At 72.2% G+C, this 24531-nt stretch carries 23 protein-coding genes; 13 read left to right on the top strand and 10 right to left on the bottom strand.

Annotated features, from left to right (window positions below):
- Positions 1 to 80: 80 nt before the first annotated feature.
- Complete coding sequence (locus B1H50_RS02285) at positions 81 to 914, bottom strand: alpha/beta hydrolase family protein (protein WP_080462371.1); 834 nt, start codon at positions 912 to 914, stop codon at positions 81 to 83.
- Between the two features lie 267 nt (positions 915 to 1181).
- Here B1H50_RS02285 and B1H50_RS02280 point away from each other — a divergent pair, with 267 nt between their 5' ends.
- Positions 1182 to 2234 (top strand): methylenetetrahydrofolate reductase, encoded by a 1053-nt coding sequence (locus B1H50_RS02280; RefSeq protein WP_080462177.1) that lies wholly within the window; start codon positions 1182 to 1184, stop codon positions 2232 to 2234.
- 24 nt (positions 2235 to 2258) lie between these two features.
- Entirely contained in the window at positions 2259 to 4649 is a 2391-nt protein-coding gene (metE, locus tag B1H50_RS02275; protein WP_080462176.1) for a 5-methyltetrahydropteroyltriglutamate--homocysteine S-methyltransferase, read from the top strand.
- A gap of 32 nt (positions 4650 to 4681) precedes the next feature.
- Here metE and B1H50_RS02270 read toward each other — a convergent pair whose 3' ends face one another.
- Together B1H50_RS02270 and B1H50_RS02265 are read right to left on the bottom strand one after the other, a co-directional pair.
- Positions 4682 to 5617 carry a copper homeostasis protein CutC gene (locus tag B1H50_RS02270; protein ID WP_188640666.1) on the bottom strand — a complete coding sequence of 312 codons (936 nt, stop codon included), beginning with the start codon at positions 5615 to 5617 and terminating at the stop codon, positions 4682 to 4684.
- A gap of 137 nt (positions 5618 to 5754) precedes the next feature.
- Positions 5755 to 6639: a cation diffusion facilitator family transporter gene (locus tag B1H50_RS02265; RefSeq protein ID WP_229657856.1), complete on the bottom strand. Its 885-nt coding sequence runs from the start codon at positions 6637 to 6639 to the stop codon at positions 5755 to 5757.
- 271 nt (positions 6640 to 6910) lie between these two features.
- Here B1H50_RS02265 and B1H50_RS02260 point away from each other — a divergent pair, with 271 nt between their 5' ends.
- A complete protein-coding gene (locus B1H50_RS02260) occupies positions 6911 to 7777 on the top strand; it encodes a trimeric intracellular cation channel family protein (protein WP_373284809.1) in 867 nt (288 codons plus the stop codon).
- 50 nt (positions 7778 to 7827) lie between these two features.
- On the opposite strand, the gene B1H50_RS02255 is transcribed toward B1H50_RS02260, so the two are convergent.
- The 5 genes from B1H50_RS02255 to B1H50_RS02235 all read right to left on the bottom strand — a co-directional run bounded on the left by B1H50_RS02255 (position 7828) and on the right by B1H50_RS02235 (position 13198).
- On the bottom strand, positions 7828 to 8142 hold the full coding sequence (locus B1H50_RS02255; RefSeq protein ID WP_080462174.1) for a protoporphyrinogen oxidase: 315 nt from the start codon (positions 8140 to 8142) through the stop codon (positions 7828 to 7830).
- 201 nt (positions 8143 to 8343) lie between these two features.
- Entirely contained in the window at positions 8344 to 9474 is a 1131-nt protein-coding gene (locus B1H50_RS02250) for an App1 family protein (protein WP_080462173.1), read from the bottom strand.
- Positions 9475 to 9551: 77 nt separating this feature from the next.
- Entirely contained in the window at positions 9552 to 10826 is a 1275-nt protein-coding gene (locus B1H50_RS02245) for a glycosyltransferase 87 family protein (protein WP_080462172.1), read from the bottom strand.
- A complete protein-coding gene (locus B1H50_RS02240) occupies positions 10823 to 12088 on the bottom strand; it encodes an MFS transporter (RefSeq protein WP_080462171.1) in 1266 nt (421 codons plus the stop codon). The genes B1H50_RS02245 and B1H50_RS02240 overlap by 4 nt, the downstream gene beginning before the upstream one ends.
- Positions 12089 to 12142: 54 nt before the next feature.
- Complete coding sequence (locus B1H50_RS02235) at positions 12143 to 13198, bottom strand: variant leucine-rich repeat-containing protein (RefSeq protein WP_080462170.1); 1056 nt, start codon at positions 13196 to 13198, stop codon at positions 12143 to 12145.
- A gap of 182 nt (positions 13199 to 13380) precedes the next feature.
- On the opposite strand from B1H50_RS02235, the gene B1H50_RS02230 reads away from it, so the two are divergent.
- The 9 genes from B1H50_RS02230 (at position 13381) to B1H50_RS02190 (ending at position 22203) form a co-directional block, all read left to right on the top strand.
- Complete coding sequence (locus B1H50_RS02230) at positions 13381 to 14211, top strand: PP2C family protein-serine/threonine phosphatase (protein ID WP_080462169.1); 831 nt, start codon at positions 13381 to 13383, stop codon at positions 14209 to 14211.
- A gap of 143 nt (positions 14212 to 14354) precedes the next feature.
- The gene (locus B1H50_RS02225; protein ID WP_080462168.1) at positions 14355 to 15191 is read left to right on the top strand and encodes an FHA domain-containing protein; all 837 of its coding nucleotides are present in this window, start codon (positions 14355 to 14357) and stop codon (positions 15189 to 15191) included.
- Positions 15184 to 16014: an LmeA family phospholipid-binding protein gene (locus B1H50_RS02220; protein ID WP_080462167.1), complete on the top strand. Its 831-nt coding sequence runs from the start codon at positions 15184 to 15186 to the stop codon at positions 16012 to 16014. The genes B1H50_RS02225 and B1H50_RS02220 overlap by 8 nt, the downstream gene beginning before the upstream one ends.
- Before the next feature lie 359 nt (positions 16015 to 16373).
- Positions 16374 to 17606 carry an AAA family ATPase gene (locus tag B1H50_RS02215; protein ID WP_080462166.1) on the top strand — a complete coding sequence of 411 codons (1233 nt, stop codon included), beginning with the start codon at positions 16374 to 16376 and terminating at the stop codon, positions 17604 to 17606.
- Complete coding sequence (locus tag B1H50_RS02210; protein WP_080462165.1) at positions 17603 to 18652, top strand: DUF58 domain-containing protein; 1050 nt, start codon at positions 17603 to 17605, stop codon at positions 18650 to 18652. Before B1H50_RS02215 ends, B1H50_RS02210 begins: the two co-directional genes overlap by 4 nt.
- Positions 18649 to 19173, top strand: a complete 525-nt coding sequence (locus B1H50_RS02205) for an alpha-amylase (RefSeq protein WP_188640668.1) — start codon at positions 18649 to 18651, stop codon at positions 19171 to 19173. The genes B1H50_RS02210 and B1H50_RS02205 overlap by 4 nt, the downstream gene beginning before the upstream one ends.
- On the top strand, positions 19167 to 20225 hold the full coding sequence (locus B1H50_RS02200; protein ID WP_080462164.1) for a vWA domain-containing protein: 1059 nt from the start codon (positions 19167 to 19169) through the stop codon (positions 20223 to 20225). The genes B1H50_RS02205 and B1H50_RS02200 overlap by 7 nt, the downstream gene beginning before the upstream one ends.
- Positions 20222 to 21367: a VWA domain-containing protein gene (locus tag B1H50_RS02195; protein WP_080462163.1), complete on the top strand. Its 1146-nt coding sequence runs from the start codon at positions 20222 to 20224 to the stop codon at positions 21365 to 21367. The genes B1H50_RS02200 and B1H50_RS02195 overlap by 4 nt, the downstream gene beginning before the upstream one ends.
- A gap of 17 nt (positions 21368 to 21384) precedes the next feature.
- On the top strand, positions 21385 to 22203 hold the full coding sequence (locus B1H50_RS02190; protein WP_143231747.1) for a tetratricopeptide repeat protein: 819 nt from the start codon (positions 21385 to 21387) through the stop codon (positions 22201 to 22203).
- 90 nt (positions 22204 to 22293) lie between these two features.
- Here B1H50_RS02190 and B1H50_RS02185 read toward each other — a convergent pair whose 3' ends face one another.
- Together B1H50_RS02185 and B1H50_RS02180 are read right to left on the bottom strand one after the other, a co-directional pair.
- Positions 22294 to 22989 carry a TetR/AcrR family transcriptional regulator gene (locus B1H50_RS02185; protein ID WP_080462161.1) on the bottom strand — a complete coding sequence of 232 codons (696 nt, stop codon included), beginning with the start codon at positions 22987 to 22989 and terminating at the stop codon, positions 22294 to 22296.
- 131 nt (positions 22990 to 23120) lie between these two features.
- On the bottom strand, positions 23121 to 23633 hold the full coding sequence (locus tag B1H50_RS02180) for an NUDIX domain-containing protein (RefSeq protein ID WP_080462160.1): 513 nt from the start codon (positions 23631 to 23633) through the stop codon (positions 23121 to 23123).
- A 78-nt stretch (positions 23634 to 23711) separates the two neighbouring features.
- On the opposite strand from B1H50_RS02180, the gene B1H50_RS02175 reads away from it, so the two are divergent.
- A complete protein-coding gene (locus B1H50_RS02175; RefSeq protein ID WP_229657838.1) occupies positions 23712 to 24452 on the top strand; it encodes a M50 family metallopeptidase in 741 nt (246 codons plus the stop codon).
- Positions 24453 to 24531: the final 79 nt, after the last annotated feature.

Below are 24531 nucleotides of genomic sequence, written 5' to 3'. Positions count from 1 at the left end.
AGAGCGCAGGTGGTCCAGGGGGCGGGCTCGTCGCCGAAAGTCACGAACTCGTGAGAGGGCTAGCGCGGGCGTCGCGGGCACTAGCGCAGGCGCAGGGCCATCCAGTCCACCGCGGCGCGAGCGAGCTCGGCATCGGCCTCCTCGCCCGAGGAGTGGATCTGAAGCATGCGCGAGCCGTCGGGCAGGAGGGGGAATCCCTTGGCGGCCTCGTCGGCGGCGTCGGAGGACTCCTCGACCTGCGCGCCGTGCACCATGAGGATCGGCCAGGGCAGGCCCTCCATGACGCCGTCGGAGCGCTGCATCGACACGTCCGCCAGGGTCTCCTTGGTCAGGACATCCCAGGCGCGGTCATTGGGGTTGTCATCCGGCAGGCGGGTCATGCCGTGCTTGGCGAGCTCGTCGAGCTGGATGGAGGAGAAGACCTCCTCCCACAGGATCGACTGCGGCCCGACGATCGCGCCGACGGCCACCACCGTGCGCACCTGCTCCGGCCTGGCGATGAGCGCCGCCGTGGCCCCCAGGCCGTGCCCATGGATCCCCTGGCGCGCGTAGCCCAGGTGGGTGAGCCATCCGCACACCGCTTGGAGATCGGCGACCTCGCCAGCAAGGGTGATGATGTCGTCGTCGGAGGCGCCCAGGCCCGAGAAGTCGAACTGGAGGGTCGCCAGACCCGCCTCCCTGTAAGTGGCGGCGAGCCGGTCGAGGCTGTGGCCGGGCCCGTGGCGGTCGGCGAGGAAGTCATGGGCGAGGATGACGATGGCCTCGGGGCGCTCGGGCATCGCGCCGCCGGTGTCCGCCACCTGTCGTCCATCGTCAGGGTCGAGGTCAGGGACGCCGGCGGGTAGTACGAGTTCTACCGCGAGGCCGATGCCCCGGGCGGTGTCGATACGCGCCTCGATGCGCTGATGAGCCATGAGCACAAGGTAGGGCAGCGCCGTCGCCCCGACCATCCCCCCACAGGGGGAGATCAGCCGATTGCGCTCGAAGCGTGACTGCCGCCGCAGCGCGGCGCGCGCGGACTCCCACGGCGTGACACCGCGTCTCAGAGAACGGACCCGGAGGGTCGGCCCGCGCGCGGCCCTGGCAGGATATGGGCACCCATCCAGAGCGATCGAGAGACCTGGCTCAACGACGTCGCAGCAACCCCTGAGGGTGCTTCCGCCAGGACCGATGGAGAAGACATGTCGAGCACCCCAGACGATTCGGCGCCCGCCCCGCACGGGCCGCCCACGCTCTCCCTCGAGCTCTTCCCGCCCCGCGCCGGCGCCGCAGCCTCACAGACCTGGAGTGCCCTGGACCGACTGCTGGCCACCGCCCCGGACTTCGTCTCCGTCACCTACCGGCCGACCTTCGTCCTGGGAACTCGCCCCGCCGAGCCCGCCGTGCGGGTCATCCGCGAGCACAACCCCGCCGAGGACGTCGTCACCCACGTGCTGGCGCGCTCCTGCACCCCGCTCATGGCGCACCTGACCTGCATCGGCTACCGCAAGCGCGACGTCGTGGAGATCGTCCGCCTCTTCCTGGCCCTGGGCGTGCGCCGCTTCCTGGCCCTGCGCGGCGACCCTCCCCGCGGGCACGACGCCGACGAGTTGCCCGGCGAGCTCGCCCACGCCGAGGACCTCGTGCGCGTCATCCGGGAGGTCGAGGCCGAGTACTTCGACGACGGCGAGCGCCACCTCACGATCGCCGTCGCCGCCTATCCGGCGGTGCTCGACCATGGGCGCGGTGTTGAGATCCTCGCCGCCAAGCAGGCTGCCGGCGCGGACCTGGCCATCACCCAGGTCTTCTACGATCCCGAGGACTACCTCTCGCTGGCCCGCGCCGCCACCTACTGCGGTGTCTCCATGCCCCTGCTGCCGGGCATCCTGCCGATGACCGACCTCGCCCGGCTCTCCCGCCTGGCCGACCTCACCGGCGTGCCCATCCCCGAGGGGCTCGCCGCCAGCCTCGGGCCCGCCCGGGGAGCTCAGACCGTCACGCGAGGCATCGACGCCACCCTCAGGCTGGCCACCGAGGTCCTCGACGGCGGTGCCCCCGGCATCCACCTCTACACCTTCAACCGCACCCGCCCCGCCCTCGACGTCGTCAGCCAGCTGCGTCTGGGCGGCATCCTCGGCGGCGAGCGCGTCTCGACATCCATGCAGCGCGACGTGCGTCGCGCCTACCTCAACGCCACGCCCGGTGGTGATCGTCGAATGCCCGAGCCGGCTCACGCCGGTCCCGCGCGCCCCTGAACCTCGACGACGAAAGCGACGACCATGACCACGCCGACCACGCCCGCCCCCTCCACGCCTCTGCCCGCCGCCACCATCCTCGGCTATCCGCGCATCGGGCCCGATCGCGAGCTCAAGCGCGCCGTCGAGTCCTACTGGAAGGGAGCCACCAGCGCCGATGAGCTGCGCGCCGCCGCCGCCGGGCTGCGCCGCGCCACCCGTGAGCGCCTGCGCGGCCTGGGACTGGCGGGGCCGGCCGCCGTTCCCGCCGACTTCGCCTACTACGACCAGGTCCTCCAAGTCACGAGCGCCCTGGGCGCCGTGCCGCCCCGCTTCGCCCACCTGCGCGGCGGGGCCGGGCATGGGCACCCCGGCCTGGGTCTCGAGGGTCATTTCACCGTGGCGCGCGGCCAGGGGGACCTCGCGGCGCAGGAGATGACGAAGTGGATGGACTCGAACTACCACTACCTCGTCCCCGAGATCGATGAGTCCACCCCCCTCGACTACGTCCCCGGATTCGGCGCCATCGACCCCACGGACGGGCCCGCCGCCCAGGTCCTGGAGGCCCTCGCCGCGGGTGAGCCGGATCCCCGGCCGGTCATCGTCGGCCCGGTCACCTACCTGCTCGCCTCCAAGCCCGCCGACGGCGCGGCCCCCGGATTCCGGCCGATCGATCGCCTCGACGACCTCCTGGGTGCCTATGGTCACCTCCTGGCCGACCTGTGGGCCGCCGGGGCGCAGTGGGTCCAGATCGACGAGCCCGCCCTCGTCGCCGACACCTGGGCTGTGCCCCGCGAGGAGATCCTGGCCGCCGTCCACCGGGCCTGCACCTGGATCGCCGCCATCGTCGAGCGTCCGCAGGTCCTCGTCACCGGCGCCTACGGCTCGCTCGGCGACGCCCTGCCCGTGCTGGGGGCGACCGGGATCGAGGCCGTGGGCCTGGACCTCGTGGCCGGGGCGCTGCCGCGGGCCGAGGAACTGGCGGCTCTGGGCGGCAAGAGCGTCGTCGCCGGGGTGGTCTCCGGCCGCAACATCTGGCGCACGGACCTCGAGGCGGCTCTGGCCGCCCTCGAGTGCCTGCGGAACGCCCTGCCCGCGGGAACGCCCCTGACCGTGGGCACCTCCACATCCCTGCAGCACGTCCCGCACGATGTCGAGCGCGAGGCCTCCCTCGACCCTGTCATCCGCTCCTGGCTGGCTTTCGCCGACCAGAAGGTGGGGGAGGTCCTCACCCTCGCGCGCGGACTGGCCGGGAGCAGGGACGCCATCGCCGATGAGCTCGCCCGTGACGCGAGCCTGCGCGCCCAGCGGGCCACCCACCCCGGGGTGCGGCGCGCCGAGGTGCGCGACGCCGTCGGCGCCATCACCCCTGCCGACCGGCAGCGCCCGCCCTACGCCGAGCGCAAGCCGCTCCAGGACGCTCGCCTGGGTCTGCCGCTCCTGCCCACCACGACCATCGGCTCCTTCCCCCAGACCCCGCAGATCCGCGACGCCCGCGCCGCCCACCGCAGGGGCGAGCTCGACGCAGCCGGCTACGAGGCCCAGATGAGGGCCGAGATCGAGCGCGTGGTGCGCCTCCAGGAGGAGATCGGTCTGGATGTGCTCGTCCACGGCGAGGCCGAGCGCAATGACATGGTCCAGTACTTCGCCGAGCTGCTCGATGGCTTCGCCACCACCGAGCACGGCTGGGTCCAGTCCTACGGCTCGCGCTGCACCCGCCCCTCGATCCTGTGGGGCGACGTCGCCCGGTCCGCCCCGATGACGGTCGCCTGGTCCTCCTACGCCCAGTCGCTCACCGACAAGCCCCTCAAGGGCATGCTCACCGGCCCCGTGACGATCATGGCCTGGTCCTTCGTCCGCGACGACCTGCCGCGCGCCGAGGTGGCCGACCAGCTGGGGCTGGCCCTGCGCGCCGAGGTGGCCGACCTGGAGGCCGCTGGCATCGGCGTCATCCAGGTCGATGAGCCGGCCATCCGCGAGACCCTGCCGTTGCGCCGCGCCGATCAGCCCGCCTACCTGGAGTGGTCCGTCGGGTCCTTCCGCCTCGCCACCGGCGGGGCGGTGAGCGCCACCCAGATCCACACGCACCTGTGCTACTCGGAGTTCGACGTGGTCATCGACGCCGTCGATCACTTGGATGCCGATGTCACCTCGATCGAGGCCTCCCGCTCCAGGATGGACATCCTTCCGGCCGTCGCCGCGCGCGGCTTCACCCGTCAGCTCGGCCCGGGCGTGTGGGACATCCACTCCCCGCGCGTGCCCAGTACCGAGGAGTGCGCCGAGCTCATCGGTCGCGCCGTCGACGCCCTGGGCGCCGGAAGCGTCTGGGTCAACCCCGACTGCGGGCTCAAGACCCGCGGTTATGCGGAGACCACGAGTTCGTTGGGGAACCTCGTGGCCGCTGCGGCGCGCGTGCGGGACGGCTTGGAGGACTGAGCGCTGGAACGGTCTGCGCCGGCCCGGGTCCCTCAGCCCTCTGAGCGGCCCGGCCGGCCCGGGACCGGCAGGGCGCGCGCCGCCTCGACGATCTCGCGCACCTGCTCTTCATCGGTGTTCTGGGGCAGGTGCGGGGGCAGGTCCGGGAAGGAGCAGCGCAGGTGGATCTCCCCGGCGCCCGTGGCCTCGATGACCTCGGCGGCGTTGTGGCCGCGCACCGTGCCGGTGGCGATGACCCTCGGTCCCTCCTCGGCCACCATCGCGGCGATCGTCCGCGCCCCGTCGAGGGCGGTGTCCGCCGCCCCGCTGGTGAGCACGTAGTCGACGCCGAGCCGGCGCAGGTCGCGGTAGGCCTCCAGGGGATCTCGGCTGGCATCGATGGCCCTGTGGTAGGTCAGGGGGGCGCCGTCGGCGAGGTCCTTGAGGAGGCGGATGAGACCGCGGTCGACGGCGCCGTCGTCCGTCAGGCCGCCGACGACGATCCCCAGGTCCACGGCCGGGGGCAGCGGCCGGGCCGGGTTGGATGTGGGCACCGGTCGGGTGTACTCGCTCATTTCGCGCGACAGAGCGGCGATCCTGCGGACGTCCGCGATCATCGCGCGCCTGCCGTCGCCGTCGTAGACGAAGCCGCCGCCGCGGGGGCGGATCATGATGCGCAGGCCGAAGGGGGCGCCGTCCTTGGAGGAGGCCCAGTGCGCGCCGATGCGCTGGCGCTTGGCCTCGACCTCCTCGGAGGCGGCCAGGATGGCGGCCTCGACGGCGCCGATCGAGGGTGTGGTGCCGCCGACGGTGAGGTTGTCGCACAGTTCGGCGCGGTCCGCTCCCGCGCGGACCGCGAGCCGCACGCTGGCCACGTTCTCCAGGCAGATCTCGACCCCGATATGGTCGAGGTCGCGCCAGGGGGCGGGGTGCGGCGCGGTGTGATGGCGCAGGGACGGAGCGGTCGCGGACAGAACTGCTGGGCTCATGGGGATGAGTCTGTCACGCAGGGCGGTGTCCTGTAACGGGGCTCGACGGCGGGGCAGGGCCGGGCCCGGCCGGTCGCACCCCATCCCGCCCGCATCGGCGCCCCTGCCGGGCCCTCGGGGCCGCGCGTCCGGGGAGGTCAGATATCGTCGAGGTCCTCGTAGCTCTTCGGATCGCCGATCGGCTCGAGGTGGGCGGAGACCCGCAGGCCCGGATCGGAGCGGACGAGGTCGTCGATGAGGTCCTCGGTGTAGTCGTGCCCCTGTTTGACCGTCCAGGTGTCGGGCACGAGCACGTGGAGATCCATGAAGCGGCGGTTGCCCGCCTCGCGGATGCGCATGGCGTGGAAGTCGATGCGGTCGGGCTCACGGCGGGCGCCCAGCACCTCCTCCACCCGGGCGATCGCCTCGGCGGCAGGGGCGGCGTCCATGAGCCCGCCCACCGACTCGTTGATGAGCGTGAAGCCCGTCCACATGATGCTGAGGCCCGCCCCCAGGGCCACGAGGGCGTCGAGCACTGGCAAGCCGGTGAGCGCCACGACCCCCACGCCGATGAGCACGGCCGCGGAGGTGATGACATCGGTGGACAGGTGCTTGGCGTCGGCGATGAGCGTGGCCGAGTGTTTGGCGCGCCCCGTCCGGTACATGATCCAGGCGACCCCGCCGTTGATGAGCGAGGCGATCACGGAGACCGCCAGGCCCAGTCCCAGCTTCTCGGGCATGACCGGGTGGATGATCCGCTCGGTCGCCGTGACGATGATGAGGGCCGCCGCGACGAAGATCATGACGCCCTCGACCACCGCGGAGAAGTACTCCGCCTTGGAATGGCCGAACTGGTGGTCCTCGTCCGCTGGGCGGATCGAGACCTTGAGGACCCACAAGGCCATCACCGCCGCCACCAGGTTGATGAGAGACTCCGCCGCGTCCGAGAGGAGCCCGGCCGAGCCGGTCACCCATGCCGCCCACGATTTCAGGGCGATAGTGGCCAGGGCCGCCCCGATGGACAGCCACGCGTACTTGGACAGGTCTTGGGGCGGGGCGTAGCGCGAGCCCGCGGCCGAGCGCCGCGGCGCCGACGGCGAGGACCGGGAGGGCGGGGAGGGGTGTGATGGCACGTGCCCGATCTTCCCCCGGGCCGGTTGCGCCCGCCAGTGGTGATTTCGGTGAGCCTGAGGCGGTGGGCGGCACTGCTGGACGCGGGGCGGCGCGGGCGGGCGCGGCTCGACCTCGCCGCCTGCCCGGTGAGTCCTCGCCGCGTGCGGGCCTGCGCCGCCGCGCATCCTCTATCGTGTGGCCGTGCTGTCAGCGGTCTGCCTCCCCATCGCGCTTCATCCCGCGCAGATCACGGCCCTCGGCGCCCTGCCCGTCACCTTCCGCGCCATCGACCTGTCCGGCGTGCTGCTCAATGGGATCCTGGGGGCGCTCATTGCCCGCCGCAAGAACTTCGACCTCGTGGGCTTCGTGGTCCTGGCGATCCTCACGGCGACCGCCGGCGGCATCCTGCGCGACGTCATGATCCAGAACGGCCCGCCCTTCGCCCTGACGGACCCCTACTACCTCTACGCCGCCTGCGCCGGTGCGATGATCGCCTGGCTTGTCCCCTTCACCTCCCGCCCGGCCCGCCGCTTCCTCGTGGTGGCCGACGCCGTCGTCCTGGGGGTGTGGGCGGCCACGGGCGCTACCAAGGCCCTGGCGAACGGACTGGGCGTCATGCCGGCGCTGCTCCTGGGCTGCCTGACGGCGGTGGGCGGCTCCATGATCCGCGACGTGTCGGTGGGGGAGACGCCGGCGGTCTTCGGCGGCAACAAGCTCTACGCGATCCCGGCGCTCCTGGCGGCGCTGACCGATGTGGTGATGGTGCGCGTCGGCTTCCACGAGAGCTGGGGCATTCTCGCGGCCACGCTCGTGGGGGCGGGCATGTGCCTGCTCGCCTACTGGCGCTCCTGGCAGTTGCCCGTGGTGGGGGACCGCGAGATGCGGCGGCGCGCCCGGGGGGAGAGGCCTCCGAAGTGGACGCTCCCGAGCGGCTCCGCGATCGGATGGCGCCGCGGGCTCATGGGCCTGCGCGTCAGGGGCGATGGCGCCCGGCGGGCGAGCGCGGGCGACGGCGGGTCCTCCCGAGGACGGCGCGGCCGCAAGCCCCTCGCCCCCGAGGACCTCTAAGGGCCGGGGCTCTCACCGGAGCCGGGCCGAGAAGGGGGTGACGCGCGGCGCTACTCGATGGGGCGGATCGTGGCGTCCTCGACGGCAACCGCGGCCGGCTCCGAGCCCCTCGCCGGGGCCGGGGAGGCGGGGGCGCCGAAGAGGCGCTCCTTGACGGCGTCAGCGACCTTGTCGGTGACGGCCTCGCCCTGCTGGCGCACGGCCTGGGCGACCCGCGTCTGGGCGGCGTCGACCCTCGTGCGGACGAAGGGCTGCTCGGCGACGCCCCGGGCGGTCGCCTTGATGCGCTCGTACTGGGCGCGGCCCGCCCGTGTGCCCAGGACGTACCCGGCGCCGAGGCCGAGGACGAAGGGGAGCTTGCTCATGCGTGCCTCCTAGATGCGTGCGGCGGGCCCGTCGTGCCGGGACCGCGATGCCCAGCCTAGCCGTCCGACGACTCCTGGGCGAGGCGCGGCCGAGCTTCCTCTCGGGGGCGGATCGCAGGCCCGGCGCTGGGACCTCAATCCTCGGTCCCAGCGTGACGTTGGTCATCACTTTGGGTGCACCAGGCCGGTCGTCCTCGCTCTTCAGCGTCCTTCGCCACCGATCGCAGTGGGCAGTCGGGAGGCCAGTTCAAAGCCATTGGTTCCCGTGACCACCGGGACATCCGCCTCCGCGAGCATGCGGGCCGCCGACCCGATGCCCATGGGACGAGCGGCGATGCCCCCGGCGAGCACCTGCTCGGTGGTGCTCAGTCGGCGAATCGCCACCGCGGCCACGCGATCCGCGTGCTCACGGGCCACCTCGCCGTAGATGAGGGGGTCGTGCTGGCCGTCGTCGCCCACGAGCAGCCAGCGCACCTGGGGAAGATCGATCATGAGTCGGCGCAGCTCGGTGCGCTTGTGCTCGATGCCACTGCGGAACCATCCGGTGTTCGTCGGTCCCCAGTCGGTCATGAGCGCGGGCCCCTCGGGGAAGCCGTGGCGGGCGAAGAAGGCGCGCAGCGTCGGCATGACATTCCACGCGCCCGTGGACACGTAGAATACCGGCGCCCCCTCATGGGCCCGTTGAACGCGCCGGTACAGCCGAGCCATCCCGGGCACCGGCTCGCGCGCCGAGGAGTACTTGACCAACTGGTTCCACGCCGCCACGAGGACGCGCGGCACGTGGGAGATCATCGCCGTGTCATCGATGTCGGAGATGATCCCCAGGGTCGGCTCCGGGCCCACCACGAGCACGCGCGCGCTGGATCGTCCCGCGCCGGCGGCGTCGATCACCGCGTCATGCCATCCCGGGCTCAGCCCGTGCCCGCGCACGACGACGTCGATGTACCCCTCACGATCCGCCCGTGTGCGGATCCGGGTGCGGCCCACCGTGATCGTCACCGGGAGGAAGGGCACCGGCGCGTCGATGAACAGGCGCCAGCCCCGCTGCGCGTCCGCCAGAGAGATGCGGGCGTTGTCGATCACCTCCGCCGCCGAGACCGGGCGCCGCTCCGGCAGGGAGCGGAACAACGGCCCCTCGGTCGGGGCGTCCACGGGCCGCAGCACCATCCGAGCCAGCACGCGCGCCATATCGGCGCCGTCGGGTTCGCCGGCGCTGGTCCCGTAACCGTCGTAGGCGACCACGCGTGGGCGCCAGCCGCGGCGCTTGAGCACGGGGATGACGTCGTGGTGGAACTGGTCCTCCACGGCACGGGCGATATCGAAGAGCGGCACCCGCTGATTTTACGGGTGCCGCCACCCCGGCGCGCGCTCACGCACCGAGAGTCGCGAGCGGGACGACGGCGACGTCGTCAGGCCGCGTATAGGCGATGCCGGTCGGTCCCGGCGCCGGTCGGGGCGCAGACCCACAGCGCAGCCCCAGCGGCGAGCGCCCACAGCGTGTAGGAGGACCCCAGCGGTCCCGCCCACCACGGCCAGTCCTGCTCCGCATGGTTCTGCTCGGGGAACCACCACTGCATGGCCAGGGCGAAGACGAGCCCGCCGGACGCCGCCACCGTCATGAGGGCGGGCGAGCACCAGCGCCAGGAGGCGACGCCGAGTCCCATGAGCAGCGGCAGGCACCACACCCAGTGGTGCGACCAGCTGATGGGGGAGATGAGCAGCCCGCAGGTCATCGCCACGTCGGCCTGGAGCAGCAGGATCAGGCCGTCCGAGGCGGAGGCGCCCCGTCCCAGGATCCTGGTCAGGAGCACGGCGCCGATCACCACCAGGAGCGCGAGCCCCGCCCACGCCGGGCCCCACATCCCCTCCGGCAGGGTCCGGGCCACGAGCCCGCGCAGGCTCTGATTGCCCGAGTAGTCGGGGAGCCCCGCTCGCGAGGGGTCGAGCATCGCCTGGCCGAAGAAGCGCGCCGACTCCCGGGGCGAGGCCACCCACGCCGCCGCAGTCAGCCCGGCGGCAGTGGCGACCATCGTCGTCGCCGCCCGCCACTCGCGGCGCACGAGGAAGACGAGGATTGCGATCGCGGGGGTGAGCTTGATGGCCGCGGCCACGGCGCTGCCCACCCCTCGCCAGCGCGAGCCGGCGGGCATCACGAGCAGATCGAGCGCGACGAGCATCATGAGGATCGCGTTGATCTGCCCGTACTCCATGGTTTTGTCCAGTGGTTCGGCCACCAGGCAGCCTGCCAGCGCGAGCCACACCCCGCCGGTGAGGGCCGCCCTCCCGCGCGCTCCCAGGCAGCGCAGGCTCGCCCAGCCGGTGACAGCCGCCGCCCAGGGCGTGAGCGCTGTGAGCAGGATCTGCGCGGCGCGATCAGTGATGAGCAGCAGGGGCGTGAAGACCCAGGCCGCGAAGGGCGGGTAGGTGAAGGGCCATGTCCTCTGCCCGGGGTTCGCGTACCAGTCGTAGAGGGAGCCTCCGGCATGCCACTGCGCCACGGCGTGGTAGTAGATCCACGCGTCGAGCTTGAAGGAGGGCACCAGGTTGTCCCACAGCTGGTGGACGGGGGTGAGCAGTAGGCCCGCGCAGCCCAGGATGAGGAGGGCGGGTGAGCCGAGGGCGGTCTCCAGCGCGCGCTCGTGCGCGGTTCGCCGTGTCGGGGCGCTGTCAGGGGCTGATGTCATGCGGGCTTCTCCAAATCGGTTCTCACCTTGGCTGATCGCAGCGTCGGCAGGGCGACGATGGTAGCGAGGACTCCCATCCAGGCGAAGCCCGCCACGAGGAGATACCCGCCATGGGAGCCGGTGCGGTCGATCGCGTAGCCCGCCACGAGCGAGCCCAGGGAGACCCCCATGTTGAGCGCGGTGCCGATCCAGGCCAGGCCCTCGGTGAGTCGCGAGGGGGCCACCGTCACCTGAACGATGTTGTTGCCGATCGTCACCGTGGGGGCGATCGCCATTCCGGTGAGCGCCATGACGACGGCGATCGACACCAGGCCCGGCATCATCGGCAGGGCCGAGCATCCGACGGCCAGCCCGGTGACGCCGGCCAGGAGCTGCTTCCACAGCGGCCACCCCCAGGTGCGCGCCCCGAAGACGAGCGCCGCGCTGAGAGAGCCCACCGACCAGGCGGCGAGCACGAGGCCCGCCGCGGAGGGGTGCCCGAGTTCCTCGGCGACGGCGACGGCGGCGACGTCATTCGCCCCGAACAGCCCGCCTGTGAGCATGAACACGGCGATCACCGCGAGGACCGCCCCGTGCCGCAGCACCGGGGCCCGGGAGGCGCCCGCGCTCGATGGGGCTGCGCCGCTCTCGCGGTCCTTGCCCGGCCCGCGCCGGGGGCGGGGATGCGCCGGGGGCTCCGTGGCCCTCTGGGACAGCAACCAGGCCCCACCACCGGTCTGCAGCAGGGTGCAGACGATGACGCCCGAGGCGGTGGGCAGTGCCGGTGCGGTGCTCAGGGCAGTGGCCAGCGGCGGGCCGATGACGAAGGCGACCTCATCGAGTGCCGCCTCGAGGGAGAAGGCCGCGTGGAGGTCCTGCGGGGTTGACAGCACGACAGTCCACCTCGAGCGGGCCAGTGAGCCCATCGACCCGGTGAAGGCGCCCGCCACCGCCGCCAGGGCGAGGACCACGGGCAGTGGGGCGCGCATCGACAGGCAGGCGATGAGCGCCGCCAGCGCGCTCGCGGAGACCGCCAGCGCCGGGCGCATGACGGCGCCCTGGCCCCGGGCGTCGACCTGGCGTGCCAGGACCGGCGAGCCGATCGCCGAGGCGACGACGAAGGCCGCGCTGACCGCGCCGGCCGCCGAGTAGGAGCCGTAAACCGCCTGGACGGTGAGGATGAGGGAGACCCCCAGCATCGACATGGGGAACCGGGCGATGAGCGCGGCGCTGGAGAAGCGCAGGGCGCCGGGCTCGCGCAGGATTCGACGGTAGGACGGCATGCGTGGATGGTAGACGCGGGCGCGCCTCGCGAGCCCCGGCGGCGCCGCGCGGGCTCAGTTCTTCGAGGTGCTCTGGACACTCTCGCGCGAGAGCGTGAAGCCCTTGCCGGTCACCTGGCTCCAGCAGGAGATCCCGGACTGCGAGGAGGTGCAGGCGTAGTCGCCGTGCTTCGCCGAGGCGCCGTAGTTGAGCGTGACGCCCCCGCTGGAGAAGGAGGTCGCGCACTTGCCGGTGGCCTCGCCGTCGCCGACGGTGGCCTCGTAGGGAGAGGATGTGCAACCGTCCCGGGAGAAGGAGTGCTCCTTGATGATGCAGGTTGCGCCCGAGTCGGTCAGCGTGCAGGAGATATTGCCCGACGGCGCTGTGAAGGCCCCGAGCTCGGCGGCGTCCGACGGCGCCGGGAAGGCCTTCTTGCCCGTCGGGCTCGCCGAGGCGCTGGGCGAGGCGCTGGCCGAGGGGGCCGGCGCCTCGCCGCCCTGGGCGGGGGAGGAGGCCTGGCTCGTCTGGTCCGTGCTCGCCCGGCTGGCCTTGGTGGCGTCGTCGTCCTCGGCGAGGACCCAGAAGACGATCCCCCCGACGAGGGACAGGACCACCAGGGCCAGGAACCACAGGAACAGGTTGGAGCGCTGATGGCTCTCCTTCTTCGGAGGCACGGGCTCGCCGACTCCGGGAAGGAGCGGCTGCTGGTCGTAGCCCTGCGCGTAGGGCTGCTGGCCCGCCGCGTAGGCGCCCGGCTGGTAGGCGGGCTGGAACGCCTGGGGACCGGCCTGCTGCGCGGCCCATGCGGGGTCCATCGGCTGCACCGACGCGCCCTGGGTCGCGGGCGGGACCGAGATCGCGCCGGGCATGGTTCTCGTGCTGGGGCCGCTCATGGCGGCGGGATCGATCGGGCTGATGGGACTGATCGCATCGGGGCGGGACGCCAGCGCGGCGTCGACGGCGGCGTCCCCCAGGGACCCCAACCAGCTCAGCAGGTCCGGGTAGGTATTCGGATTGCGCGCGACGTACGGGCGCAGTCCCGGGTAGTTCTGAGCGAGCTCGTGCAGCTCCGCCCAGGGGGTCGTGGGGTCCTGAGCGCGTGCGATGAGCTCGTCCTGAGCTTGAGACATGACGGTCCTTCAGCGGCGATCGGGGGCCGGGATGCGCCGGGGGGAGGAGGCGAGGGTCCCGGAGTGCCGGGGGGGGCACTAGCGGCTGCGAGCCTACCTGAGGGAGCCCTGATGACCATAGGGAGGCGGAAGGAACGGTATGGTCACCCCCAATGCGGCAACAAGGAGGGCGGGACCAACCGATGAGCGAGACCACTGAGCCGGTCGCCGACGCGTCCGCGTCCCAGGCCCCCATCGTCGGTGCCGCCACCGATGTCGGTCGCATGCGCACCGCCAATGAGGATGGCTACCTGGCCCTGGAGCCCGTGTACGTCGTCGTCGACGGCATGGGAGGGCACTCCTCCGGGCGCCTGGCCGCCCGCACCGCCCTGGAGAGGATCTCCGCCCTGGCCGGGAGCGTCATCAGCGACGCCGCCCAGGTCATCGAGGCGATCGAGGAGGCCGGGGAGGAGGTCGACGCGCTGCCCTCCTCCGGTTCGCACCGGCCCGGCGCGACTATCGCCGGCATCGCCCTGCTCCACCTCGACGGCATCCCCGCCTGGCTGGTCTTCAACCTGGGTGACGCGCGCGTCTACCTCCTGCGCGATGGCGAGCTCCACCAGGTCACCACCGATCACTCCAAGGTCCAGGAGCTCATCGAGTCCGGTGAGCTCAGTCGGGCCGAGGCCCGCGACGACTTCCGCAAGAACATTGTCACCCGCGCCCTGGGCGGGGGACTGGCGGGCCCCTTCACCCCGAGCGCGCGCCTCTTGCCCGCCACGGGGGGCGAGCGCTTCCTCGTGTGCTCCGATGGTTTGAGCGATGAGCTCGACGACGACGAGCTCGCCCTCATCCTGGGCGCCGGCCTCACCCCGCAGCGCACCGCCGAGGCCCTCGTCGCCGCCGCGTTGGAGAACGGCGGGCATGACAACGCCACGGCGATGGTCGTCGATCTCGTGGAGCGCCCGTCGATGGTCGGCGTCGTCACGGCTCCCGAGCGGTCAGGGGGAGGTGCGTTGGATGGCCCCGGATGATGAGGGTCGCGCCCCCGAGGGCCGGGCGCGGGCCACGCCGCCTTGTATCCTCGTCAACCCCGACCCATGGGTCCCGTCGCAGCCTTCGCCGCCCTCGATCCGCCCATCCCAGCACTACCAGCCGTAAACAAAGGATTCTCCTCATGACCAGCGACGCAACGTGGACGGAATCGCCGCCCTCCGTCGATCCTGACCGCCCCGAGGAGCTCGTGCTCGACTTCTCCGGCGAGGTGCACAGGATCGCCCCGAACGAGACCTTCGTCATCGGCCGCGGCGGGGATCTCGACATCGACGACAACCCCTACCTGCACCGTCACTTCATCGTGCTCGCCCGTGAGAACGGCCTGTGGTGGATCGCCAACGAGGGCTCGCGCCTGTCGGCCACTCTCACCGACGGCGATGGGCTCGTCCAGTCCCGCCTCGCCCCGGGCGCGCGCATGCCCCTGGTCTTTCCGCGGGTCATCCTCACTTTCTCAGCCGGTTCCACCGCCTATGAGATCGACCTCATAGGCGCTGGAGAGGATCACTTCGCCGGGATCGACGGCGTCAGGCAGTCCACCGGTCGGACGACGATCGGCGTCACCCCGATGACCCGGTCCCAGCTCCTGCTCATCCTCGCCCTGTCCGAGCCGGTGCTGCGCCGCGCTGGCACCGGCGCCGCGGAGATCCCCTCCTCGCAGGCCGCCGCCGCGCGCCTGGGCTGGCCGATCACCAAGTTCAACCGCAAGCTCGACGACGTCTGCGGCAAGCTCGACCGCGTCGGCGTGCGGGGGCTGTGCAGGGGCCGCGCCGAGGGCGCCGCCTCCAACCGCCGCACGGCGCTCGTCGAGCACGCCGTTTTCACGCTCATGGTCACCGCCGAGGATCTGCCCATGCTCGATGACGAGCTGGCCGCCAACCGGGCGGCCGCCGCGCCCGTGATCACCGCCCCGACCAAGGTGGGCGCCGCCGCGAAGGGGGCGGGAGCCGACCGTGTCTGAGACCTCCTCGCTCGCGTCCTCCCTGACTCCCTCCTCCGCCCCGTCCGCTCCCAGCCCCGCCCCGCGCCGTCGGCGGGCTCTGGTCATCACCGCCGTCTGCGCCGTTGCTCTGCTCGTCGTGGGCAATTTCGTGGTGCGCCCGGCCCTGGACTCCTATCTCTCCGGGCGCGTGGCCTCCGCCATCCGCCAGGCGCTCCCCGGCCTCGACGAGAACGCCTCCATCACTACGAGTGACGACCTCATCCTCCAACTCCTCCACGGCCGCGTCGACTCGATCGGCATCGACGCCTCCCGACTCGACCTGCCCGTGAGGGCGGACACGGCCAGCACCCTGAGTATCGGTGACGTCCACGTGGAGCTGACCGGTGTGAGTACCTCCGGGCCGCATCGCGCGAGCAGCGCGCGCGCCACGGGGCTCATCGACTGGCGGGGGGCCAGCGACCTGGTGACCACCGCTGATATCAATCCCAACTACGTGACGGTGGACGTGGTGCGTCCGGGCACGGACACGGATCCCGGCAGTGCCCGCGCCTCCGGCGTCGGCTACGGTTCCGCCGTCGAGTTCGTGTTCGAGCCGCGGGTCACGGACGACGGCGGCCTGAGCATCACCGTCAGCTCGGCGAAGGCCGACGGGGTCGAGGTGCCCATTGACGGCCCCGATTCCGAGGGCGGCAGGATTCTCGCGCTGCTGGGCATCCCGATCGGCGGTGTGGAGATCACGCCCGATCAGCTTCCCCGGGGCTTGCGGATCAGCCAGGTCAGGGTCACCGACAACGGCCTGGCGATATGCCTCGCCGGCAGCGACGTGACCTTGAGCGAGTGAGGCGCGGCGTGAGCCCGACCGTGAAGCGCTTCGTGGGTGGGGCGCGTCTCCGCGGCTCGGAGCATGGCCGATTGCCGGCAGGACGGCGCTGGCGGGGGTCGAGGCCTCGGACGCCGATCTGCCGGCCCCACAGCCTCATAATCCCTCTTTATCTGCGAGACCGGTCGAAATCATGATCGAGACCGGTTCTCGAACCGGTCTCGATCATGATTTCGACCGGTCTCGCGAGCAGGGCGGAGAATCGCCCGGACGGAGCGGGAATGTGGGTGAGGATACCCATCGCCGGAGGTATCGCTTCAGCAGGGCTCCGTTATAGCCTGCGTGCGGCAGAGCGCCGACCGCACCTCATGAGGAGACGTATGAGCACCGACCCCGCGCCGCACCGGCAGCCCGCCGAACCGACCGCGGCTGGGCCCCTCAGGGGCGCGGTGCCCGCCGTCCCGCCGTCGATCGCCCCCGGCGCGCGGCGCGCTGCCAGCCCCGCCCCGGGAGAGGCCCCGCAGTCGGGAACCGTCCTCACTGTCCCCCGCGAGCACGCCTACCCCGCGCCGACCGGCCTCCTGCCCACGCGCGAGGCCCTGCGCGCCGAGGCCGCCCGTTCCTCCCGCTCCCGCCAACCCGAGGAGGACGTGGAGCGCGCCGACGCCCTCATCAAACGCATCCACCAGGTCTTCGAGCAGCGCCTGGTGGGCCAGGAGCAGCTGCGCCTGGCGCTCATAACCACGCTCATCGCCGGTGGCCACATCCTCTTGGAATCGGTCCCGGGCCTGGCCAAGACAACTGCCGCCCAGACACTCGCCTCAGCCGTCTCCGGCTCCTTCACCCGCATCCAGTGCACCCCGGACCTCATGCCCAATGACATCGTCGGTACCCAGGTCCTCCACTACGCCACCGGGGAGATGACCACTCAGCTCGGCCCGGTGCATGCCAATATCGTCCTGCTCGACGAGATCAACCGCTCCAGTGCCAAGACTCAGTCCGCCATGCTCGAGGCCATGCAGGAGCGCCAGACCTCCATCGGCGGCGTCGTCTACCCGTTGCCGCGCCCCTTCATGGTGCTCGCCACCCAGAACCCCATTGAGGAGGAGGGCACCTACGTCCTGCCCGAGGCGCAGATGGACCGCTTCCTCATGAAGGAGGTGCTGAGCTACCCCAAGCCCATGGAGGAGGTCGACGTCCTGGACAAAATCTCCTCGGGCGCCTTCGAGGAGCCCCTGCGCGTCCAGCCCATCAGCACCGATGACGTCGAATGGCTCCAGGGCGCCGTCGAGCGCGTCTACGTGGACCCGGTCATCAAGCAGTACATCGTCGCCATCATCAACACCTCCCGCGGCGGCGGCCCGCGCCCCGTGCCCGGCCTGGAGCGCCATGTGCGCGTCGGCGGCTCGCCGCGAGGCTCGATCGCCCTCATGCGAGTCTCCCAGGCCCTCGCGCTGCAGGTCGGTCGCACCTACGTCACCCCCGACGACGTCGGCCTGCTGCGCCACGCCGTCATGCGCCACCGCCTGGTGCTGACCTACGACGCCCTCGCCGACGGCATCGCCCCCGAGGCCATCATCGACGCGGTCTTCGCGGCGGTCCCCACACCGTGAGCCGTCATTCCACGGCGGGCGCCATCGAGCTGCCGGCCGAGCCAACGCAGCGCGGGTCGCGCCTGGCCCGCGTGCGGGGGCGCCTGGCCCTGCCCGCCCTGCGCCGCGCCACCGGGCTGCTCGACGGGCGGCACAGGTCGGTGCTCCTGGGACACGGGCAGGATTTCGACGATCTGTCCGTCTACCGCCCCGGCGACGACGTGGGCGATATCGACTGGAAGGCCTCCGCGCGCCTCGGCCAGCCCGTCATCAAGCGCTACCAGCGCGAGTCCAACCTGCCCCTCGTCCTGGCCATCGACACCGGCCGGACCATGGCCGCCCAGGCCCCCAGCGGTGAGGACAAGCGCGAGCTCGCCCTCGCCGCCGCCGAGGTCATGGCCTACCTGGCCCGCCTGCGCGGCGACTCCGTGGCACTCGTGGCCGGGGACGCCTCCCGGATGCTCTCCCGTCCGCCCCGGTCGGGCGCCGAGCACGCCGAGATGATCCTGTGGCTCATCGCCCGGCAGTACTCCGCCCTCACAGAGTCCCCGCGGGGCGCCCCGGCGAGCGCTCAAGTGCGGGTCGGGCAGGTCTCGTCCCGGCGGGACAGCGGCGCCGCCATCGGCGAGCTGGTCCCCGGTGCGCCCGCCTCCGATCTTCCCGGCCTGCTCGGCAAGGTCATCAGCCTTCACAGCCGTCGCAGCCTCGTGGTGCTCCTGACCGACACCTCCCATCCGGACGCCGCCGCCCACGATCAGCTCCGCAGGCTGTCGGCGCAGCACGAGCTCGTCGTCATCCAGATCGCCGACGACGCCCCCATCACCGGTGATCCCGGCGCGGTCCGCGATGTGGAGATGGCGGAGGACCTGCCGGTGTTCCTGCGCTACGACACGGCCCTGGGCGCCCAGCTCGCCCGGATCGACGCCGCCCGGCGGGCCAGCGTCACCGCGCTGCTGGACTCGCGGCGCATTGAGCATGCCGTCGTCGCCTCCGACGAGGGACTCGTGGACTCCATCGCCGAGGTGCTCGGTCGCCAGCGCCTCGCCACCGCCCGAAGGAGGCGATGACCGTGGAGCTCAGCCCCCCGCAGCTCATGCCCACCTGGATGGCGGTCACCGCTGTCGTCATCCTCCTGCTCGCCGTCGCCGGACTGCTCTGGTCGTTCCTGAGCCACCGGGTCCGGGACGGCTTCATCAGCGATATTCCCATGGCCCCCGGGGAGCGCCGCCGCTGGATGAGGCTCGTCGAGCGCGCCGCGAAGGAGTACGACGCCGGGCAGATCGACCTGCGCGTCCTGCACCTCGAGCTGGCCTCCGCTCTGCGGGGCTTCGGATCCGAGCGCAGCGGTGAGGACCTGACGACCGCGACCGTCACGGAGATCATGGATATGTCCGCGTCCACCGAGTCCGAGGACATCGAGACCCGCCTCAAGCGCGCCAGGACCGCCTCGCAGCCCCTGGACACCGACCCCCTGGGGCACGTTGGGGAGCTCCTGGCGATCTGGGAGCAGCCTTCCTTCGACCGCGACTCCGACGCCGCCGCCGCCCAGGCCATCGAGCACGCCAGGGAGGTGGTCTCGAGATGGTGATGCCCTGGCTCCCCTGGTTCCTCATCGCCGCCGCCGCGCTGATCATCGGCATCGCCGCGCTGCGCGCCGCCCGCAGGGGCGAGCGGGCCCCGTTCGTCCCGACGCGCCGCGTCGCCAACGCGATGCCCCTCCTGCGCTCGCCCGCCGTCCTGCGCCGCCTGCGCCGCCGCCGCGCACTCCACGCGCTCCTGGGCGCGCTCATCATCGCGGCCATGGTCTCCTCGGCGCTGCTCGCCGGCCGCCCCGTGAGCAAGGACGTGCGCAACGATGCCCTGGCCAGCCGCGACATCGTGCTGTGCTTGGACGTCTCCGGCTCCATGCTCGGCCTGGACTCCCAGGTGCTGGAGACCTACACCGAGCTCATCGACTCCTTCAACGGGGAGCGGGTGGCGCTGATCGCCTGGAACACGACGGCGCAGACGATGGTGCCCCTCACCGACGACTACGAGACCCTCAAGACCGAGATGGGCAAGATCACCGATCTCCTGGGCTCCGTGTTCACCAGCCCGTCCTTGGCGCGCAGCCGCTATTTGCGGATGTTCTCCGGCACGATGGCGGAGGAACTCGACGCCTCCTCGCTGGCCGGCGATGGCCTGGCCTCCTGCACGCAGGCCTTCGACAACTCCGGCGCCGCCAGCGCCGACGAGCGCCCCCGCTCCATCATCCTGGCCACCGACAACCTCGTCTTCGACGACTCGCACGTCCAGCTCTACTCCCTGCCCGAGGCCGCCGAGCTCGCCACGAGCAAGAAGATCCGCCTGTTCTCCATCTACGGCTTCGACGACGAGCTCGACTACGGCGATCTCGCCGCCCAGGTCGAGTCGGCCCGTCAGGAGCTGGAGACGGCCACCCAGGACAACGGCGGCAAGTTCTACGAGGTGGGGGACAGCGGCACGGCTGGGCGCATCGTCGAGGAGTTGGAGAAGACCCAGGTCCAGGAGTACAGCGCCGACAATGAGGTGCGGCTGACGGACACCCCCAGGGCGGGCGCCATCTGGCTGGTGCTGGCCGCAGGCTCCCTGTTGCTCATCGCCGCCTGGAGGCGCGCATGACATTCCATCCGCTGCTCGGATGGCCCCTCGCCATCCTCGTCGCCCTCATCGGCATCGGCGCCGTCGTCCTGAACTGGTGGCGCCTGCGTCCGGTGCGGCCGCGCCCCCGGGCGGCCCCCGTCCCCCACGGCCGACGGGACGCGGGTCCGACCCCGCCGGGAGGAGAGGCTGATCGCCCGCTGCCCGCCCGCCGCCCGCTGTCGCGCTCGGCGCGCCTCGTCGTCGCCCGTCGGACCGCGCTGGTGGTCACACTCGTGCTCATGCTCGCCGGCCCCAGCACCTACCAGTACGATCAGCGGGTCACCTCCACCGTGGAGGTCTACCTCGTCGTCGATCGCACGGGCTCCATGGCCGCTGAGGACTGGGCCGGCGGCGCCGGGACCCGGCTCGACGGCGTCCGCGCGGACCTGGAGGCAATCCGCAAGGCCCTGCCCGAAGCCCGCTTCTCCATCCTCGCCCTGGACTCCACGGCGGCCAGGGAGATGCCGCTGAGCACCGACATCAACGCCGTCGACTCGTGGATCAAGACACTCCGGCAGGAGGTGACGAGCCGATCCACGGGCTCCTCGCTCGCGCGCATGCTCCCGCTTCTGAACGCCACCCTCACCGAGGCCGAGCAGGTGGCCCCCCAGGACGCCCGCCTCGTCTACATCCTCTCCGACGGCGAGACCACCGACGACGGCGCCGGGGCCAAGGACGCCGCCTCTCAGGGCGTGGCCTGGAAGGACCTCGCCCCCCTCGTCGACGGCGGCGCGGTGCTGGGCTACGGCACCGCCCAGGGAGGGAGGATGCGCGAGTACGACGGCGGCACCACCCCCGCCGACCAGATGCCCTACATCAAGGAGGAGGGGCAGACCGCCGACGCCGTCTCCATTCCGGATGCCCAGGAGCTGCAGACGGTGGCGACCGACCTCGGCCTGCCCTACTACCAGCGCGACGGCGAGGGCGATGACCCGACAAGCGCCTTCACGAGCGTCGACGTCGAGCAGATCCTGTCCGACGGGCATCACGGCAAGCGCTCCAGCCGCTATCTCACGTGGCCCCTGGCGCTCCTGGCCTTCGCGCTCATGACCTGGGAGGCGGCGGCGCTCGTGCGCTCCGATATCGAGGTGCGCCGCCTGGTGCGGGCAGGGGGTCGGTGATGGGAGCGCGCAAGCCGATGCCGAGGCGCCGCCGCCTGCTGATCGGGCTCGGCCTGACCTCGATGCTGCTCGTCGTGGGCCTGTGGTTCGCGGCGGTGTCCACGGGCACCACTCTGGCGAACCGCTCCCTGTACGTGGGCGACTACTCCGCCGCGGTGGACCGCTACCGCATGGTGCGCACGATCAACCCATGGCTGCACAAGTGGCGGGTGCGCTACAACCTGGGCACCGCCGAGGTCCTGGCGGGGGACTACGACCGCTCGATCGCCGACCTGGAGTCCTCCCTGCCCGACGCCCCCCAGGAGGTCATCGACATCGCCTACGACACCGAGGGCAATGTCATCCGGCAGCGCACCGGCGTGTGCATGACCCGCATCAACCTCTTCGTGGCGCATATGGCCCTGGCGGGGCAGGCCCAGGAGTCGGGGGACATGACGGCGGCGCAGGCCCAGGTCGACGCCGCGAAGGAGGCCGCGGGCGACTGCGAGGTGCCTCCCGTGCAGTCCCCGCAGTCCCAGCCGACGACGCCTCCCACCCAGACCCCGACGCCGACCGCCCCGCCCACCCAGACCCCGAGCGCCTCCGGGTCCCTCTCCCCGGATGCGTCCCAGAGTCCCAGCAGTGATCCGTCAACGAATCCGAGCGCCTCGGGATCCTCCTTGCCGACCGCGGAGCCGACCTCCTCCGGGCCGAGCGCGCCCACTCCGGGCAAGAGCGGCTCGGCCGGCCCGACGCCCACGGAGGGCCAGGAGAAGGAGAAGAGGCTCCAGCGCCGCAACCAGGGGCGCGAGGGGCGCACGGCGGGGCCGAACGACGGCGCCAAGCGCCGCTGGTGAACGGGCGGTGCCCAGCGGCGCGGCGCCGGAACGAGGCCGCGAGGCGGGTCGCCTCGGGCCGGGTCCGGGTGACCTCGGGCCGCCGTCGGCTCAGCCGACGGCGGCCCGCTCGTGCGGCGCCTCCTGGGTCCTCTGGGGCGACACGTCTTCCGCGGCGTGGGTGCGGCGGATCGCGGGCACCGCGTGGTCCGGGAGTCGCGCGCCGACGGCTCGCAGCACGAAGGTGTCCAGGGCGTCGAGGTAGGCGGCCCGCGCTGCGGGGTCCTGAGGGGTGGGCCGCCCGCCCATGACGCAGGCGTTGAGCAGGGGGATGAGCATCGCCGGGTCCTGCCGGGGGATGAGGCCCTCATCCATGGCGTCGGTGAGGATCGAGGCGAGCATCTGGCTGATGAGCCCGCCGTGGGCGCGCAGCCGTCCCGCCGTGCTGCGCGAGACCGAGCTGGCCAGCGGCCCGGTGGTCGGGAAGTGGAAGTGGCGCTTGAGGAGGGCCTGCTGGCGCATGTACACGCGCAGGCGGTCGATGGGGTCCTCGATACCTGCCAGCGCGATGGACAGTTCCTCGGAGTAGCGGACGACCTCGTGCTCCATGAAGGCCAGGAGCAGGTCCTCCTTATCGGCGAAATGGTTGTAGACGGCGGTTCGGCCCACGCCGGCGCGCGCGGCGACGTCGGAGAGCGTGATCTTGTCGAAGGAGCGCTGGCTCATGAGAAGGGACAAGGACTCGAACAGCGCGTTGCGCGTGCGCTCGCGGTGCTCGGCGAGGGAGCTACCCATGATCTTCGGCATGAGGCTAGCCTAACTCACGACGTGACGTTGTAGTTCTCGGTGTCAGCAAGTACGGATATCGTTGCGGGTCGCGGCCTGGGCGGAAGCCGCGGTTGTGCGAGAAATCACGCTGAGGATGTTGATCCTCGCTATCAGGAGTGCGCTCCCTGCGCGAGGGTCGACCGGATCGCGCGAAGGATGGGCGCGTCCGCCTCCAGCCAGGGAAGGGCGTCGAGCTCCCCCAGCCGCACCCAGTCCAGCGACTGATGCGCCTTCCCGCATCGGGGCGGGCGATCGCCGTCGGGCTCGGCGAGCCAGACCCTCATCCGGTGCTCGTTCATCGCCGCCCAGGCCGGGGCGTCGTCGCCCGGCTGCTCGCGCCGCGTCGGGGGAGGAGGAACCGCCAGGGCGGCAGGCGGCACCACCTCGGCGCCCAGTCGCACCGACGCCCCGATCTCCTCGGCGAGCTCGCGCGCCAGCGCGGTCACCGGTTCCTCCCCGTTCTCGACCTTGCCGCCCGGCAGTTCGTACTGGCCCGCGTGCTGGGGAGGGTAGGAGCGGGCGGCGCAGAGCATCGCCGTCGGGCGGGCCAGGGAATCCAGGATTGCGGCGGCGACGACGAGGCGGCCGGAGGAGGGCGGAACGGGGCGGACCGGAGCGCTCATGCGCTGACTGTAGAGCCCTGGCCGCGCACTTCCCGGAGTGCACGGGGCGCGCATAGGCCCATGGGGCACAATCCCACCGTGACTCTCAGTGGGTTCCTCCTGGAGGCCGTCGACCGCATCCTCCCGTCCACCGCGCCGGACCCGGCAGCGGCGCGACCGGGGATCCTCCTGCTTGTCCTCGTCCTGGCCATGCCGACGGCGCGGCGCTGGGGGCGCGCGGCGGTGACCGTCATCCACGAGGCCGGGCACGCCGGCGTCGGACTCCTCGTCGGCCGTCGCTTCGAGGGCTTCACCGTGGACGCCGGGCTCGGGGGCCGGGCGATCACCAGCGGGCGCAGCCGGGGGCCGGGCAGGATCGCCACCGTGTGGGCGGGCTACCCCATGCCCGCGCTCATCGGCTGCCTCCTCGTGCAGGCGGCACTGGGCGGCTGGGCCGGCCCGATCCTCACCCTCGCCCTCATCGCCGAGCTCGTGCTGTTCATCAAGTCCCGCTCGGCGCGCACTCTCTGCCTCGTCCTCCTCGTGATCGCCGCCACCACCGCCCTGTGGTGGGCGGGCTCCAGCGTCGTGCGGGCGGGTCCGCTGACCCTCGCGCCCCGCGAGGCCCTGACAGCAGGGGCCGGTCTGGTACTCCTCCTGGGCGCCTGGGACGCGCTGCGCGACGTCGCCGCCAGCCACGACCCGAACCAGGACCACGGCTCGCTGGCCGGGCTCACCCGCCTGCCGGGCTGGTTCTGGCTGGGCACCTGGTGGCTGGTGATCGCCGGCGCCACGGCGTGGTCCGCCTGGAGCCTGGCGCGCAGCGCCGGATGGGCATAAGCGTCCCGCTCGCCCCGGCCCGCCGGCTTGGTCCCCGGAGCGCGGGCGCCGAAGAGCGGTCCCCGGGGTGCGGGCCGCA

It is taken from the genome of Actinomyces gaoshouyii (genome assembly GCF_002072175.1).
Lineage (GTDB): Bacteria > Actinomycetota > Actinomycetes > Actinomycetales > Actinomycetaceae > Actinomyces > Actinomyces gaoshouyii.
Note: the sequence above shows the minus strand (reverse complement) of the source record. Positions and strands in the feature narration are given on the sequence as shown.